This window comes from Methyloversatilis sp. NSM2 (assembly GCF_038066675.1).
Classification (GTDB): domain Bacteria; phylum Pseudomonadota; class Gammaproteobacteria; order Burkholderiales; family Rhodocyclaceae; genus Methyloversatilis; species Methyloversatilis discipulorum_A.
The window spans coordinates 347982-363328 of the sequence record NZ_JBBUKV010000005.1 but is presented as its reverse complement, the minus strand read 5'-3'; the positions used below and the strand labels follow the sequence as shown (position 1 = coordinate 363328).

The window sequence follows — 15347 nt, the reverse complement described above, 5'->3', positions numbered from 1 at the left end:
TGCGCACTTCCGGATGCTCATGACTGACCAGTTGAAGCTTGCGCTGGCCATTGCCCTGTTGATTGCGGGTGTGGCCGGCTTTTATGTTTTTGCCGACCAGATCATGGCTGTGCGGGTGTTGTCCGTGCTCGCCGGTCTGGGTGCCGGTATCGCGGTGGCATGGTTCACCGAGCCGGGGCGGCGCTTCATCGTTTTTGCCAACGAGTCGGTTGCCGAGGCCAAGAAGGTTGCCTGGCCCAGCCGCAAGGAAACGCTGCAGACCACCGCCATCGTGTTCGGCTTCGTGGTCGTGATGGCACTGTTCCTGTGGCTGACCGACAAGAGTCTCGAGTGGGTGTTGTACGACCTGATCCTGGGCTGGAAGAAATCATGAGCAAACGTTGGTACGTTGTGCACGCCTATTCCGGCTTCGAGAAGTCGGTTCAGCGCGCGCTGACCGAGCGTGTTGCGCGTTCGGGCATGCAGGACAAGTTCGGCCAGATTCTCGTGCCGGTCGAGGAAGTGATCGAAATGCGCGGCGGCCAGAAGGCTGTGTCCGAGCGCAAGTTCTTTCCTGGCTATGTGCTCGTCGAGATGGAGATGGACGAGGACAGCTGGCACCTGGTCAAGAGCACGCCGAAAGTGACCGGCTTTGTCGGCGGCTCGGCCAACAAGCCGACGCCGATTTCGGACAAGGAAGTCGACAAGATCATGCAGCAGATGCAGGAAGGGGTGGAGAAGCCCCGTCCCAAGGTGCTGTTCGAAGTGGGCGAGTTGGTGCGCGTCAAGGAAGGCCCCTTCACCGACTTCAATGGTTCGGTGGAAAGCGTCAATTACGAAAAGAGCCGTCTGCACGTGTCGGTGACCATCTTTGGTCGTGCGACGCCGGTCGAGCTCGAGTTCTCGCAGGTCGAGAAGGTCTGACCTGAAGGTTTCGGTGGCGCCGCAAGGTGCTGCCACGGTGCGCGGCAGCAGCCCTTCGGGGTTGTGCCGCGCGATTGTTTCCGGTGCGCATGCGCCGGATGAGGAGTGGCCGGGCCTGAGTGTCCGCCACGCTATCACTCGCAAATGGAGTCATCATGGCGAAGAAAATCGTCGGCTACGTGAAGCTGCAAGTGCCGGCCGGCAAGGCGAACCCGTCGCCCCCGATCGGTCCCGCGCTGGGTCAGCGCGGTCTGAACATCATGGAGTTCTGCAAGGCGTTCAACGCGCAGACCCAGGGTATGGAACCGGGTCTGCCGATCCCGGTGGTGATCACCGCCTACGCGGACAAGTCCTTCACTTTCGTGATGAAGTCGCCCCCGGCGACCATCCTGATCAAGAAGGCTGCCGGCATCACCAAGGGCTCGCCGAAGCCGCACACCGACAAGGTCGGCAAGGTCACCCGCGCCCAGCTCGAAGAAATCGCGAAGGTGAAGAACAAGGATCTGACCGCTGCCGATCTGGATGCCGCTGTGCGCACGATCGCCGGTTCTGCCCGCAGCATGGGCATCACGGTGGAGGGCCTGTAATCATGGCAAAGCTCTCGAAGCGCATTCAGGCGCTGCGCGCCAAGGTTGATCGCAACCGCGCATACCCGCTGGCCGACGCGCTGGCGCTGGTGAAGGAAACCGCCAACGCCAAGTTCGACGAGTCGGTCGATCTGGCCGTGAATCTGGGTATCGATGCGAAGAAGTCGGACCAGCTGGTCCGTGGCTCCGTCGTGCTGCCTGCCGGTACCGGCAAGAGCGTCCGCGTCGCCGTGTTCGCCCAGGGCGCAAAGGCTGAAGAAGCCAAGGCCGCTGGTGCCGATGTCGTCGGTTTCGACGATCTGGCAGCCCAGGTTAAGGAAGGCAATCTGAACTTCGACGTGGCCATCGCCACGCCGGACGCGATGCGTGTCGTCGGCGCGCTGGGCCAGATCCTCGGTCCGCGCGGCCTGATGCCGAACCCGAAGGTCGGCACCGTGACGATGGACGTCACCACCGCGGTGAAGAACGCCAAGGCCGGTCAGGTGCAGTACCGCACCGACAAGGGCGGCATCGTCCAGTGCACGGTCGGTCGCGCCTCCTTCACGCCGGAACAGCTGACGACCAACATCAAGGCCCTGATCGAAGCGCTGAACAAGGCGCGTCCGGCAGCGGCCAAGGGTGTCTACCTGCGCAAGGTGTCGGTGACGACCACCATGGGCGTCGGCATCCGCGTCGATCAGGCGACGGTGCAGTAAGGAATTGAATTCGCGCCCGGTCCGCCGGGCGCATGACAACAGGACTTTGGGCCGTCGCGGCCAGCATGGCGCGGCGGGTTGTCAAAGACCGCAGGTGCCCGCAAGGGTCTAATGGTGCGCAAGTGCCGCCTGCGCAGATGGCGTTACCCGACACAGGATGGATGGTGTCCTCACGGACAGTTTCTTCTCCTGAATACGGTCGCCGCACGTGGTTGATCCGGTAAGCAGTGATGCGATCCGGACGACTGTAATCATGGGAGTAGACCTTGGCACTCAATCTCGATCAGAAGAAGGAAGTGGTTGCCGGCGTATCCGCTGCAGTTGCGGACGCGCAAGTAATCGTGATCGCCGAGAACAAAGGTCTGGAAGTGGGCGATGTCACGCGTTTGCGTGCCCAGGCCCGTGCGCAGGGCGTCTACCTGCGTGTTCTGAAGAACACGCTGGCGCGTCGCGCTGTTGCGGGTACCCCGTTCGAGGGGTTGGCGAATGAAATGACCGGTCCGCTGCTTTACGGCATGTCGGCCGATCCGGTTTCGGCCGCGAAGGTCATTCAGGATTTCGCCAAGGGCAACGACAAGCTGGTGATTCGCGGTGGCGCGCTGGCCAATTACGTCATGGACGCCGCTGGCGTCAAGGCGCTGGCCTCCATGCCGAGCCGCGAAGAACTGCTGGCCACCCTTCTGGGCACGATGCAGGCGCCGATCGCCAAGTTCGTTCAGACGCTCAACGAAGTTCCGGGCAAGTTTGTCCGTACCGTTGCAGCGCTGCGCGACGAACGCGAAAAGCAGTCCGCTTAAGTTCAGGCCTCAATTCAGATCAAGCAATCATCCGCGCGACTGCATGTTGATGCACCGCGCTTGAAACAGGAGTTTTGAAATGTCCGTTAGCAAAGACCAGATTCTGGAAGCCATCTCCGCCATGACCGTTCTCGAGCTGTCGCAGCTCATCAAGGACATGGAAGAGAAGTTCGGCGTGTCGGCTGCTGCCGCTGTTGCCGTTGCCGCCCCGGCTGCCGGTGGCGCCGCTGCCCCGGCTGCTGAAGAGAAGACCGAATTCACCGTCGTTCTGGCCGCTGCCGGCGAGAAGAAGGTTGAAGTCATCAAGGTCGTGCGCGCAGTGACCGGCCTGGGCCTGAAGGAAGCCAAGGACCTGGTTGATGGCGCTCCGAAGCCCGTCAAGGAAGGCATCTCCAAGGCTGACGCTGAAGCCCTGAAGAAGCAGCTGGAAGAAGCCGGCGCCAAGGTCGAACTGAAGTAATTCGACTCTGGTTGGCGGGAGCGCGTGCTTTGCGGCACGCGCTCCCGTTGTCGTTTATGCAGCATGTTCGGGATACCAGGAAAACGCGGCACCAAACCGCCTTTTCCTTGTCTTCCGAAGCGATCACGGAAGACCGTCGTCGGTCGAGCGAAAGTCCCGCCTCGGGTGTTCAGCCCGCGCTTTCGCTGTCAGCCCAGGGGTTGGTAGAGGCCAACCGCCGGTGACGCTGTCCTGATTGCATTCCGTGGTGAAACACGGGCCGCGCGCCGGGTGGCGCACGCTCCGTTTTTCCCCGGCCATCGCACTCTTTGTCCGGAGATTTCATGGCCTATACCTACACCGAGAAGAAACGCATCCGCAAAAGCTTTGCTAAGCGCGATGCGGTGCTCGACGTGCCCTTCCTGCTGGCGACCCAGCTGGAGTCCTACACGCAGTTCCTGCAGACCGACGTGCCGCTCGAGCACCGTCGCAATCAGGGTCTGCAGGCCGCATTCACGTCGATCTTCCCGATCAGCTCGCACTCCGGCAATGCCCGTCTCGAGTTCGTCCACTACATGCTGGGCGAGCCGGCCTTCGACGTGAAGGAATGTCATCAGCGCGGCCTCACTTTCGCCAGCCCGCTGCGCGCGCGCGTTCGCCTGGTCATCATGGACCGCGAAGCGCCGAAGGAAACGATCAAGGAAGTGAAGGAGCAGGAAGTGTACATGGGCGAGATTCCGCTCATGACGACCACCGGCTCCTTCGTCATCAATGGCACCGAGCGTGTCATCGTCAGCCAGCTGCACCGTTCGCCGGGCGTGTTCTTCGAGCACGACCGCGGCAAGACGCACAGCTCGGGCAAGCTGCTGTTCTCCGCCCGCATCATCCCGTATCGCGGTTCCTGGCTCGACTTCGAATTCGACCCGAAGGACTATCTGTACTTCCGCGTGGACCGTCGCCGCAAGATGCCGGTGACCATCCTGCTGAAGGCCATCGGCATGATGCCGGAACAGATCCTCGAAACCTTCTTCGACTTCGACAGCTTCAACCTGGCGTCGAAGAGCGGCATCCAGATGAAGCTGGTACCGGAACGTCTGCGTGGCGAGATCGCCAAGTTCGACATCGTCGATGCGTCGGGCAAGGTCGTGGTCGCCAAGGACAAGCGCATCACCGCCAAGCACATCCGTGAACTGGCCGAGTCGGGCACAGAATCCATCGCCGTGCCGGAAGATTTCCTGGTCGGCCGTGTGATCGCGACCGCAGTCGTCGATCAGGACAGTGGCGAAATCCTTGCCAACGCGAACGACGAGATCACCGAAGACCTGCTGGCCAAGATGTCGGCCGCCGGCGTCGGCGAAATCAGCACGCTGTACACCAACGATCTGGACCGCGGCCCCTACATCTCGCAGACGCTGCGTACCGATGAGACGGCGGACCAGTGGTCGGCCCGCGTGGCCATCTACCGCATGATGCGTCCGGGCGAGCCGCCCACGGAAGACGCGGTGGAAACGCTGTTCCACGGCCTGTTCTACTCGGAAGAGCGCTACGACCTGTCGGCCGTCGGCCGCATGAAGTTCAACCGCCGTGTCGGTCGTGACGCCATCGAAGGCGCGCCGACGCTGTCGAACGAAGACATCGTCGACGTGATCAGGATCCTGGTGGATCTGCGCAACGGCAAGGGCGAGATCGACGATATCGACCACCTCGGCAACCGCCGTGTGCGTTCGGTCGGCGAACTGGCCGAGAACCAGTTCCGCGCCGGTCTGGTGCGTGTCGAGCGTGCAGTGAAGGAACGCCTGTCGCAGGCCGAATCCGACAACCTGATGCCGCATGACCTGATCAACGCCAAGCCGATTTCGGCTGCGATCAAGGAATTCTTCGGTTCCAGCCAGCTGTCGCAGTTCATGGACCAGACCAACCCGCTGTCGGAGATCACGCACAAGCGTCGCGTGTCCGCTCTGGGCCCGGGCGGTCTGACGCGCGAGCGCGCAGGCTTCGAAGTGCGCGACGTGCATCCGACCCACTATGGCCGCGTGTGCCCGATCGAAACGCCTGAAGGCCCGAACATCGGCCTGATCAACTCGCTCGCGCTGTACGCCCGTACCAACAAGTACGGCTTCCTGGAAACGCCGTACCGCCGCGTTGATGCCGGCCGCGTGACTGATCAGATCGACTTCCTGTCGGCGATCGAGGAAGGCAAGTACGTGATCGCGCAGGCGAACGCCTCGCTGGACGGTGAAGGTGCGCTGAGCGACGAGCTGGTGTCCTGCCGTCACAAGGGCGAATTCATGCTGTCGACGCCGGACCAGGTTCAGTACATGGATATCGCGCCGGGCCAGATCGTGTCCGTTGCTGCGTCCCTGATTCCGTTCCTCGAACACGATGATGCGAACCGCGCACTGATGGGCGCCAACATGCAGCGTCAGGCCGTGCCCTGCCTGCGTCCGGAGAAGGCTTTCGTCGGTACCGGCATCGAGCGCACCGTGGCGGTCGACTCGGGTACGGCGGTGCAGGCGCTGCGCGGCGGCGTGGTCGACTACGTCGATGCCAGCCGCGTCGTGGTCCGTGTCAATGACGAGGAAACAGTGCCGGGTGAAGTCGGCGTCGACATCTACAACCTGGTCAAGTACACCCGCTCGAACCAGAACACCAACATCAACCAGCGTCCGGTCGTGAAGATCGGCGACATCATCGCCAAGGGCGACGTGGTGGCCGACGGCGCCTCGACCGACCTCGGCGAACTGGCTCTCGGCCAGAACATGCTGGTCGCCTTCATGCCGTGGAACGGTTACAACTTCGAGGATTCGATCCTGCTGTCGGAGCGCGTCGTCGCTGAAGACCGCTTCACGTCGGTCCACATCGAAGAGCTGACCGTGGTCGCCCGCGACACCAAGCTGGGCCCCGAGGAAATCACGCGCGACATCGCGTCGCTCGGCGAAGCACAGCTCGGCCGTCTGGACGAGTCCGGCATCGTGTACATCGGCGCTGAAGTCGAAGCCGGTGACGTGCTGGTTGGCAAGGTGACGCCGAAGGGCGAAACCCAGCTGACGCCGGAAGAAAAGCTGCTGCGCGCGATCTTCGGCGAGAAGGCCTCCGACGTGAAGGACACCTCGCTGCGCGTGCCGTCCGGCATGAACGGCACGGTGATCGACGTGCAGGTGTTCACCCGCGAAGGCATCGAGCGCGACAAGCGCGCTCAGTCCATCATCGACGACATGCTGCGCGGCTACCGCCAGGATCTGGGCGACCAGATGCGCATCGTCGAACGCGACACCTTCGCCCGTATCGAGCGCCTGCTGATCGGTCGTGTCGCCAACGGCGGCCCGAAGCGCCTGGCCAAGGGTGCCACCATCACGCGTGAGTACCTGGATGGTGTCGAGCCGCACAGCTGGTTCGACATCCGCATGGCGGAGGAAGACATTGCCGGCCAACTGGAAAGCCTGCGCGAATCGCTGGAGAAGACCCGCACCGACTTCGACCTCGCTTTCGAGCTGAAGAAGAAGAAGCTCACCCAGGGCGACGAGCTGCCGCCGGGCGTGCAGAAGATGGTCAAGGTCTATCTGGCGGTGAAGCGTCGTCTGCAGCCGGGCGACAAGATGGCCGGCCGCCACGGCAACAAGGGTGTCGTGTCCAAGATCACGCCGATCGAAGACATGCCCTACATGGAAGACGGCACCTCGGTCGACATCGTGCTGAACCCGCTCGGCGTGCCGTCGCGGATGAACATCGGTCAGATCCTGGAAACCCACCTCGGCATGGCTGCACGCGGCCTGGGCAAGAAGATCGACGCGATGCTGCGCCGTCAGGCCAATATGGCTGAACTGCGCGCCTTCCTCGACGAGATCTACAACCGCAGCGGCACCAGCGAAGACATCGCCTCGCTGAACGACGGCGAAGTGCTGGAGCTGGCAAGCAACCTGAAGCACGGCGTGCCGTTCGCGACGCCGGTGTTCGACGGTGCGCACGAAGGCGAAATCCGCCGCATGCTGGAATTGGCCGACATGCCGGCTGGCGGCCAGATGACGCTGTACGACGGACGCACCGGCGAGGCCTTCGAGCGCCAGGTCACCGTGGGCTACATGCACGTGCTGAAGCTGCATCACCTGGTCGACGACAAGATGCACGCCCGCTCGACCGGCCCGTACTCGCTGGTGACCCAGCAGCCGCTGGGCGGCAAGGCGCAGTTCGGTGGTCAGCGTTTCGGTGAGATGGAAGTGTGGGCGCTGGAAGCGTACGGCGCTTCCTACACGCTGCAGGAAATGCTCACCGTGAAGTCCGATGACGTGACCGGCCGTACCAAGGTCTACGAAAACATCGTCAAGGGCGAGCACAAGATCGATGCCGGCATGCCGGAGTCGTTCAACGTGCTGGTGAAGGAAATCCGATCCCTGGCCATCGACATTGATTTGGAGCGGTTCTAGGACTGGGCGCGAAAGCGTTCCGCCTAGCCCCTAGCCACTAGCCCCAAAGGAGTTGCCATGAAAGCATTGCTGGATCTTTTCAAGCAGGTCACGCAGGAAGAAGAGTTCGACGCGATCACCATCGGTCTCGCGTCGCCGGACAAGATCCGTTCCTGGTCCTACGGCGAGGTCAAGAAGCCGGAGACCATCAACTACCGTACCTTCAAGCCGGAGCGGGACGGTCTGTTCTGCGCCAAGATCTTCGGCCCGGTCAAGGATTACGAGTGCCTGTGCGGCAAGTACAAGCGTCTGAAGCATCGCGGCGTCATCTGCGAGAAGTGCGGCGTTGAAGTCACGCTGTCCAAGGTGCGTCGCGAGCGCATGGGCCACATCGAGCTGGCCAGCCCGACCGCGCACATCTGGTTCCTGAAGTCGCTGCCGTCGCGTCTGGGCATGGTGCTCGACATGACGCTGCGCGACATCGAGCGCGTGCTGTACTTCGAAGGCTATGTCGTCGTCGATCCGGGCATGACGCCGCTGAACCGCGGCCAGCTGCTGTCGGAAGACGACTATCTGGCCAAGGTCGAGGAGTACGGCGACGACTTCACCGCGTTCATGGGTGCGGAAGGCGTGCGCGGCATGCTGCGTTCGCTCGACCTGAACCGTGAAGTCGAGAAGCTTCGCGGCGAGCTGGAAGCCACCAGCTCCGAAGCGAAGATGAAGAAGATTTCGAAGCGTCTGAAGATCCTGGAAGGCTTCCAGCATTCGGGCATCAAGCCCGAGTGGATGATTCTGGAAGTGCTGCCGGTGCTGCCGCCGGACCTGCGTCCGCTGGTGCCGCTGGATGGCGGCCGCTTCGCGACCTCGGATCTGAACGACCTGTACCGCCGCGTCATCAACCGCAACAACCGCCTGAAGCGTCTGCTCGAGCTGAAGGCGCCTGAAATCATCGTGCGCAACGAAAAGCGCATGCTGCAGGAAGCGGTGGATTCGCTGCTCGACAACGGCCGTCGCGGCAAGGCGATGACCGGTGCCAACAAGCGTCCGCTGAAGTCGCTGGCCGACATGATCAAGGGCAAGGGCGGTCGTTTCCGTCAGAACCTGCTGGGCAAGCGCGTCGACTACTCGGGCCGCTCGGTCATCGTGGTCGGTCCGCAGCTCAAGCTGCACCAGTGCGGCCTGCCGAAGAAGATGGCGCTTGAGCTGTTCAAGCCCTTCATCTTCAACAAGCTCGAACTGAACGGCATGGCGACCACCATCAAGGCCGCCAAGAAGCTGGTCGAGCAGGAAGTGCCTGAGGTGTGGGACATCCTCGAAGAGGTGATCCGCGAACATCCGGTCATGCTGAACCGCGCGCCGACGCTGCACCGCCTCGGCATCCAGGCCTTCGAGCCGACGCTGATCGAAGGCAAGGCCATCCAGCTGCACCCGCTGGTCTGCGTGGCGTTCAACGCCGACTTCGACGGTGACCAGATGGCCGTCCACGTGCCGCTGTCGCTGGAAGCGCAGATGGAAGCGCGTACGCTGATGCTGGCGTCGAACAACGTGCTGTCGCCCGCCAACGGCGAGCCGATCATCGTGCCGTCGCAGGACATCGTGCTCGGTCTGTACTACGCCACCCGCGCCAAGATCAACGGCAAGGGCGAAGGCATGATGTTCGCGAACGTGAACGAAATGCGCCGCGCCTACGAGAACGGCTTCGTCGAACTGCACTCGAAGGTGGCGGTGCGCATCCGCGAAGTCGAAGTCGTCGACGGTGAGAAGCGCGAGAAGATCACGCGCTACGACACCACGGTCGGTCGCGCCATGCTGGCAGAAATCCTGCCGCCGGGCCTGCCGTTCTCGGTGCTCGACAAGCCGCTGAAGAAGAAGGAAATCTCGAAGCTGGTAAACCACAGCTTCCGTCGCTGCGGCCTGCGCGAAACCGTCATCTTTGCCGACAAGCTGATGCAGGCCGGTTTCGGTCTCGCGACCCGCGCCGGCATTTCGATCGCGGTGAAGGACATGCTGGTGCCGGACGCCAAGCACACCATCATCAGCGCTGCCGAAGCGGAGGTGAAGGAAATCGCCCAGCAGTACACCTCGGGTCTGGTGACCGACGGCGAGCGCTACAACAAGGTGGTGGACATCTGGGGTCGCGCCGGTGACCAGGTCGCGAAGGCCATGATGGACCAGCTCGGTCAGGAAGATACGGTCGATCGCAACGGCAACACGGTGAAGCAGGAGTCGTTCAACTCCATCTACATGATGGCCGACTCCGGCGCCCGCGGTTCAGCCGCCCAGATCCGTCAGCTGGCCGGTATGCGGGGCCTGATGGCGAAGCCGGACGGCTCCATCATCGAAACGCCGATCACGACGAACTTCCGTGAAGGTCTGAACGTTCTGCAGTACTTCATCTCGACGCACGGCGCCCGTAAGGGTCTGGCCGATACGGCGCTGAAGACCGCGAACTCCGGTTACCTGACCCGTCGTCTGGTCGATGTGACGCAGGATCTGGTGGTCACCGAAGACGATTGCGGTACCGCCGAGGGCTTCGTCATGAAGGCGCTGGTCGAGGGCGGTGAAGTGATCGAGCCGCTGCGCGAGCGTGTGCTCGGCCGCGTGACGGCTGCTGACGTCGTCAATCCGGAGACCCAGGAAACGGTGATCTACGCCGGCGAACTGATCGACGAAGACCGCTGCGATCTGATGGATTCGCTCGGCGTCGATGAGGTGAAGGTGCGTACGCCGCTGACCTGCGAAACGCGCTACGGCCTGTGCGCCCAGTGCTACGGTCGCGACCTCGGTCGCGGCCAGATCGTCAACGCCGGTGAGGCAGTGGGTGTGATCGCTGCGCAGTCGATCGGCGAGCCGGGCACGCAGCTGACGATGCGTACCTTCCACGTCGGTGGTGCGGCGTCGCGAGCTGCCGCCGCCAGCGGTGTCGAAGCCAAGAGCGCGGGCGTCATCCGCTTCACGCAGAACATGCGCTACGTCACCAGCGCGAAGAACGAGAAGATCGTCATCGCCCGCAGTGCCGAAATCATCATCACCGATGACCACGGTCGTGAGCGCGAGCGCCACAAGGTGCCGTACGGTGCGACGCTGCAGGTCGATGAAGGTCAGACCATCAAGGCCGGCACCGGCCTGGCGACCTGGGATCCGCATACCCGCCCCATCATTACCGAGTACTCGGGCATCGTGCGCTTCGAACACGTCGAGGAAGGCGTGACCGTGGCGAAGCAGGTCGATGACGTGACCGGCCTGACGACGCTGGTGGTTATCGATCCGAAGCGTCGCAGCACCAGCACCAAGGGCCTGCGCCCGCAGGTGAAGCTGCTGACCGAGTCGGGCGACGAAGTGAAGATCGCCGGTACCGATACGGCCGTGTCGATCACCTTCCAGGTGGGTTGCATCATCACCGTGAAGGACGGTCAGGCGGTCAGCGTTGGTGACGTGCTGGCGCGCATCCCTCAGGAGTCCGCGAAGACGCGCGACATTACCGGGGGTCTGCCGCGCGTGGCCGAGCTGTTCGAGGCCCGTTCGCCGAAGGACGCAGGCCTGCTGGCCGAAGTCACCGGTACGGTGTCGTTCGGCAAGGACACCAAGGGCAAGCAGCGTCTGGTGATCACCGAGCCGGATGGCACGGTGAACGAGTTCCTGATCCCGAAGGACAAGCACGTCACGGTGCACGACGGCCAGGTGGTGAACAAGGGCGAGGTGATCGTCGACGGCGCAGTCGAGCCGCACGACATCCTGCGTCTGAAGGGTGTCGAGGAACTGGCGCGCTACATCATCGACGAAGTGCAGGACGTGTACCGTCTGCAGGGCGTGAAGATCAACGACAAGCACATCGAGGTGATCGTCCGCCAGATGCTGCGTCGCGTGGTCATCGTCGATTCCGGCGATTCGAAGTTCATCCGCGAGGAACAGGTCGAACGTTCCGAGGTGCTCGACGAGAACGATCGTCTGGTCGCCGAAGGCAAGCGTCCGGCCGAATACCAGTACATGCTGCTGGGTATTACCAAGGCCTCGCTGTCGACCGACTCGTTCATCTCCGCGGCGTCCTTCCAGGAAACGACGCGTGTGCTGACCGAGGCGGCCATCATGGGCAAGCGCGACGAACTGCGCGGCCTGAAGGAAAACGTCATCGTCGGTCGCTTGATCCCGGCCGGTACGGGTCTGGCCTACCACCGCACCCGTCGTGCCCAGGCTGTCGGCGACGACGCCGCGGCAGCCGATCGCGTGCTGTTCGGCGATGACCCCGTGACGGCGGACGCCGATGCGGGTGAAGCGCAGTAATCGTCTTACGCAGTAGAGAGCACAACCCCGCGGTGTTCGGCGAATGCCGCGGGGTTGACCCTGTTGTTTTTATGTGCCTATAATCCGGCCTCTTTGTGGGTCCGCCAACCGTAGCGGGCTCAAGGCGAACGAGTCGCGGAGGCGGGCCACTGGATAGGCGTCGCCTCCGGTCTTTTGGAATCTCGAAAAAATGCCAACCATCAATCAGCTTGTACGCAAGCCGCGCACGTCGCCGGTAAGCAAATCCAAGGTGCCGGCTCTCGAAGCCTGCCCGCAAAAGCGCGGCGTCTGCACCCGCGTGTACACCACGACCCCGAAGAAGCCGAACTCGGCACTGCGTAAGGTCGCCAAGGTGCGTCTGACCAACGGCTTCGAGGTCATTTCCTACATCGGCGGTGAAGGTCACAACCTGCAGGAACACTCGGTTGTGCTGATTCGCGGTGGCCGTGTGAAGGATCTGCCGGGTGTGCGCTACCACATCGTCCGCGGCTCGCTCGACCTTCAGGGTGTGAAGGATCGTAAGCAGTCCCGTTCGAAGTACGGCGCCAAGCGTCCGAAGAAAGCGTAATCGCAAGAGATTGAGGGGTTAAAAAATGCCGCGTCGTCGCGAAGTACCCAAGCGGGACATTCTGCCGGATCCGAAATTCGGCAGTGTCGAGCTTTCCAAGTTTGTCAATGTGCTGATGTCTGCCGGCAAGAAGTCTGTTGCCGAGCGCATCGTCTATGGCGCGTTTGACCAGATCAAGACCAAGAGTGGCAAGGATCCGCTCGAGGTGTTCTCCCAGGCGATCAACAACGTCAAGCCGGTGGTCGAGGTGAAGAGCCGCCGTGTTGGTGGTGCCAACTATCAGGTGCCGGTTGAAGTGCGTCCGTCGCGTCGCATGGCGCTGTCGATGCGCTGGCTGCGTGAGGCTGCCCGCAAGCGTTCCGAGAAGTCGATGGGCCTGCGTCTGGCTGCCGAGCTGCTGGAAGCGGCTGAAGGTCGCGGCGCTGCAATGAAGAAGCGAGACGAAGTTCACCGGATGGCGGATGCCAACAAGGCGTTCTCGCACTTCCGCTTCTGATTCCAAATTTCGCTTAACTGACTGGCCGCCACTTGTGGCGGCCTCTTGTTTCAAAGGACTGTATCGTGGCACGCAAGACACCGATCGAGCGCTACCGGAACATCGGCATTTCCGCTCACATCGACGCCGGCAAGACGACGACGACCGAGCGGATTCTTTACTACACCGGCGTCAACCACAAGCTGGGTGAGGTGCATGATGGCGCCGCCACGACGGACTGGATGGAACAGGAGCAGGAGCGTGGCATCACGATCACCTCCGCTGCCGTGACCACCTTCTGGAAGGGCATGGGCGGCAACTATCCCGAACACCGCATCAACATCATCGACACCCCGGGTCACGTTGACTTCACGATCGAAGTCGAGCGCTCGATGCGTGTGCTCGACGGTGCGTGCATGGTCTATTGCGCGGTGGGTGGTGTTCAGCCGCAGTCGGAAACCGTGTGGCGTCAGGCCAACAAGTACGGTGTGCCGCGTCTCGCCTTCGTGAACAAGATGGACCGTACCGGCGCCAACTTCTTCAAGGTGTACGAGCAGCTGAAGACTCGTCTGAGCGCGAATCCGGTTCCGGTGGTTGTGCCCATCGGCGCGGAAGAGAACTTCAAGGGCGTTGTCGACCTCATCAAGATGAAGGCCATTCTGTGGGATGAGGCTTCGCAGGGCATCAAGTTCTCGTACGAGGACATTCCTGCCGAGCTGCAATCCACCTGCGAAGAGTGGCGTGAAAAGATGGTCGAGGCGGCTGCCGAGTCCAGCGAAGAGATGATGAACAAGTACCTCGAGAGCGGTGAGCTTTCCGAGGCTGACATCATCCTGGGTCTGCGCACCCGCACCATTGCAGGCGAGATCCAGCCAATGCTGTGCGGCACCGCGTTCAAGAACAAGGGCGTGCAGCGCATGCTGGATGCTGTCGTCGATTTCCTGCCTTCCCCGGTTGATATTCCGCCGGTCAAGGGCATCGGTGAAAACGACGAGCAGGTTGAGCGCGCAGCGGCCGACGACGAAAAGTTCTCGGCTTTGGCGTTCAAGCTGATGTCGGACAAGTACGTCGGTCAGCTCACCTTCATTCGTGTCTATTCGGGCGTTCTGAAGTCCGGCGATACCGTGTACAACCCGGTCAAGGGCAAGAAGGAGCGTATCGGCCGTCTGGTGCAGATGCACGCCAACGATCGCCAGGAAATCGAAGAGGTTCGTGCAGGCGACATCGCCGCTGCGATCGGCCTTCAGTCGGTGACCACCGGTGAAACGCTGTGCGATCCGGATGCCGAAGTCACGCTCGAGCGTATGGAATTCCCGGAGCCGGTGATTCACGTCGCTGTCGAGCCGAAGACCAAGGGTGACCAGGAAAAGATGGGCCTGGCGCTTGGCCGTCTGGCACAGGAAGATCCGTCCTTCCGCGTGCGTACTGACGAAGAGTCTGGCCAGACCGTCATTTCGGGCATGGGCGAGCTGCACCTCGAAATCATCGTTGATCGAATGAAGCGTGAATTCGGTGTCGAGGCAAACGTCGGTGCGCCGCAGGTGGCCTACCGCGAGGCGGTGCGCAAGTCGGTCGAGCAGGAAGGCAAGTTTGTCAAGCAGTCGGGCGGTCGCGGCCAATACGGTCACGTCTGGATCAAGCTTGAGCCGAACGAGCCGGGCAAGGGCTATCAGTTCGTGGATGCAATCAAGGGCGGTACCGTGCCGCGCGAATTCATCCCGGCTGTCGATCGCGGCCTGCAGGAGACCCTGCCGAACGGTGTTCTGGCTGGCTTCCCGGTGGTGGATGTGAAGGTCACGCTGTTTGATGGCTCCTACCACGACGTGGACTCGAACGAGAACGCGTTCAAGATGGCTGCTTCGATGGCCTTCAAGGATGCGATGCGCAAGGCCAGTCCGGTTCTGCTCGAGCCGATGATGGCCGTCGAGGTGGAAACGCCGGAAGACTACATGGGCAACGTCATGGGTGACCTGTCCGGTCGTCGCGGCATCGTCCAGGGCATGGAAGACCTGCCGGGTGGCATCAAGGCGATCAAGGCTGAAGTGCCGCTCGCATCGATGTTCGGTTACTCGACCACGCTGCGCTCGCTGAGCCAGGGTCGCGCAACCTACTCGATGGAATTCAAGCATTACGCGGAAGCGCCCAAGAACGTCGCTGACGCCATCATCAACAAGAAGTGAGTTTTGGGATTTAGGGGTTAGA

11 protein-coding genes are annotated in these 15347 nt (G+C 62.2%); all 11 read left to right on the top strand.

Translation table 11 applies throughout. The features are described 5' to 3' along the window. Window positions 1-19 precede the first annotated feature (19 nt). The 11 genes from secE (at window position 20) to fusA (ending at window position 15325) form a co-directional block, all read left to right on the top strand. On the top strand, window positions 20-373 hold the full coding sequence (secE, locus tag WJU27_RS12535) for a preprotein translocase subunit SecE (RefSeq protein ID WP_024300634.1): 354 nt from the start codon (window positions 20-22) through the stop codon (window positions 371-373). After that, complete coding sequence (gene nusG / locus WJU27_RS12530; protein ID WP_019915273.1) at window positions 370-903, top strand: transcription termination/antitermination protein NusG; 534 nt, start codon at window positions 370-372, stop codon at window positions 901-903. Before secE ends, nusG begins: the two co-directional genes overlap by 4 nt. 155 nt (window positions 904-1058) lie before the next feature. Further along, entirely contained in the window at window positions 1059-1490 is a 432-nt protein-coding gene (rplK, locus tag WJU27_RS12525; protein WP_018228072.1) for a 50S ribosomal protein L11, read from the top strand. A 2-nt stretch (window positions 1491-1492) separates the two neighbouring features. After that, window positions 1493-2185 carry a 50S ribosomal protein L1 gene (gene rplA, locus WJU27_RS12520; RefSeq protein WP_019915272.1) on the top strand — a complete coding sequence of 231 codons (693 nt, stop codon included), beginning with the start codon at window positions 1493-1495 and terminating at the stop codon, window positions 2183-2185. Window positions 2186-2451: 266 nt separating this feature from the next. Beyond that, window positions 2452-2982: a 50S ribosomal protein L10 gene (rplJ, locus tag WJU27_RS12515; RefSeq protein ID WP_020163424.1), complete on the top strand. Its 531-nt coding sequence runs from the start codon at window positions 2452-2454 to the stop codon at window positions 2980-2982. 79 nt (window positions 2983-3061) lie between these two features. Next, entirely contained in the window at window positions 3062-3442 is a 381-nt protein-coding gene (gene rplL, locus WJU27_RS12510; RefSeq protein WP_296808907.1) for a 50S ribosomal protein L7/L12, read from the top strand. A gap of 323 nt (window positions 3443-3765) precedes the next feature. Beyond that, window positions 3766-7842, top strand: a complete 4077-nt coding sequence (gene rpoB / locus WJU27_RS12505; protein ID WP_019915268.1) for a DNA-directed RNA polymerase subunit beta — start codon at window positions 3766-3768, stop codon at window positions 7840-7842. A 57-nt stretch (window positions 7843-7899) separates the two neighbouring features. Next, a complete protein-coding gene (rpoC, locus tag WJU27_RS12500; RefSeq protein WP_304001131.1) occupies window positions 7900-12102 on the top strand; it encodes a DNA-directed RNA polymerase subunit beta' in 4203 nt (1400 codons plus the stop codon). Between the two features lie 190 nt (window positions 12103-12292). Further along, a complete protein-coding gene (rpsL, locus tag WJU27_RS12495) occupies window positions 12293-12670 on the top strand; it encodes a 30S ribosomal protein S12 (protein WP_008061703.1) in 378 nt (125 codons plus the stop codon). 25 nt (window positions 12671-12695) lie between these two features. Continuing rightward, window positions 12696-13166 carry a 30S ribosomal protein S7 gene (rpsG, locus tag WJU27_RS12490; protein WP_019915266.1) on the top strand — a complete coding sequence of 157 codons (471 nt, stop codon included), beginning with the start codon at window positions 12696-12698 and terminating at the stop codon, window positions 13164-13166. A gap of 65 nt (window positions 13167-13231) precedes the next feature. Beyond that, window positions 13232-15325, top strand: coding sequence for an elongation factor G (gene fusA / locus WJU27_RS12485; protein ID WP_019915265.1), 2094 nt, complete (start codon window positions 13232-13234; stop codon window positions 15323-15325). Window positions 15326-15347: the final 22 nt, after the last annotated feature.

Bases quoted from the DNA above. Each gene is read 5' to 3' on its own strand.
- rplA (WP_019915272.1), top strand. From the start codon at position 1,493: ATGGCAAAGCTCTCGAAGCGCATTCAGGCGCTGCGCGCCAAGGTTGAT.
- rplK (WP_018228072.1), top strand. From the start codon at position 1,059: ATGGCGAAGAAAATCGTCGGCTACGTGAAGCTGCAAGTGCCGGCCGGC.
- rpoB (WP_019915268.1), top strand. From the start codon at position 3,766: ATGGCCTATACCTACACCGAGAAGAAACGCATCCGCAAAAGCTTTGCT.
- rpsG (WP_019915266.1), top strand. From the start codon at position 12,696: ATGCCGCGTCGTCGCGAAGTACCCAAGCGGGACATTCTGCCGGATCCG.
- rpoC (WP_304001131.1), top strand. From the start codon at position 7,900: ATGAAAGCATTGCTGGATCTTTTCAAGCAGGTCACGCAGGAAGAAGAG.
- rpsL (WP_008061703.1), top strand. From the start codon at position 12,293: ATGCCAACCATCAATCAGCTTGTACGCAAGCCGCGCACGTCGCCGGTA.
- rplL (WP_296808907.1), top strand. From the start codon at position 3,062: ATGTCCGTTAGCAAAGACCAGATTCTGGAAGCCATCTCCGCCATGACC.
- nusG (WP_019915273.1), top strand. From the start codon at position 370: ATGAGCAAACGTTGGTACGTTGTGCACGCCTATTCCGGCTTCGAGAAG.
- secE (WP_024300634.1), top strand. From the start codon at position 20: ATGACTGACCAGTTGAAGCTTGCGCTGGCCATTGCCCTGTTGATTGCG.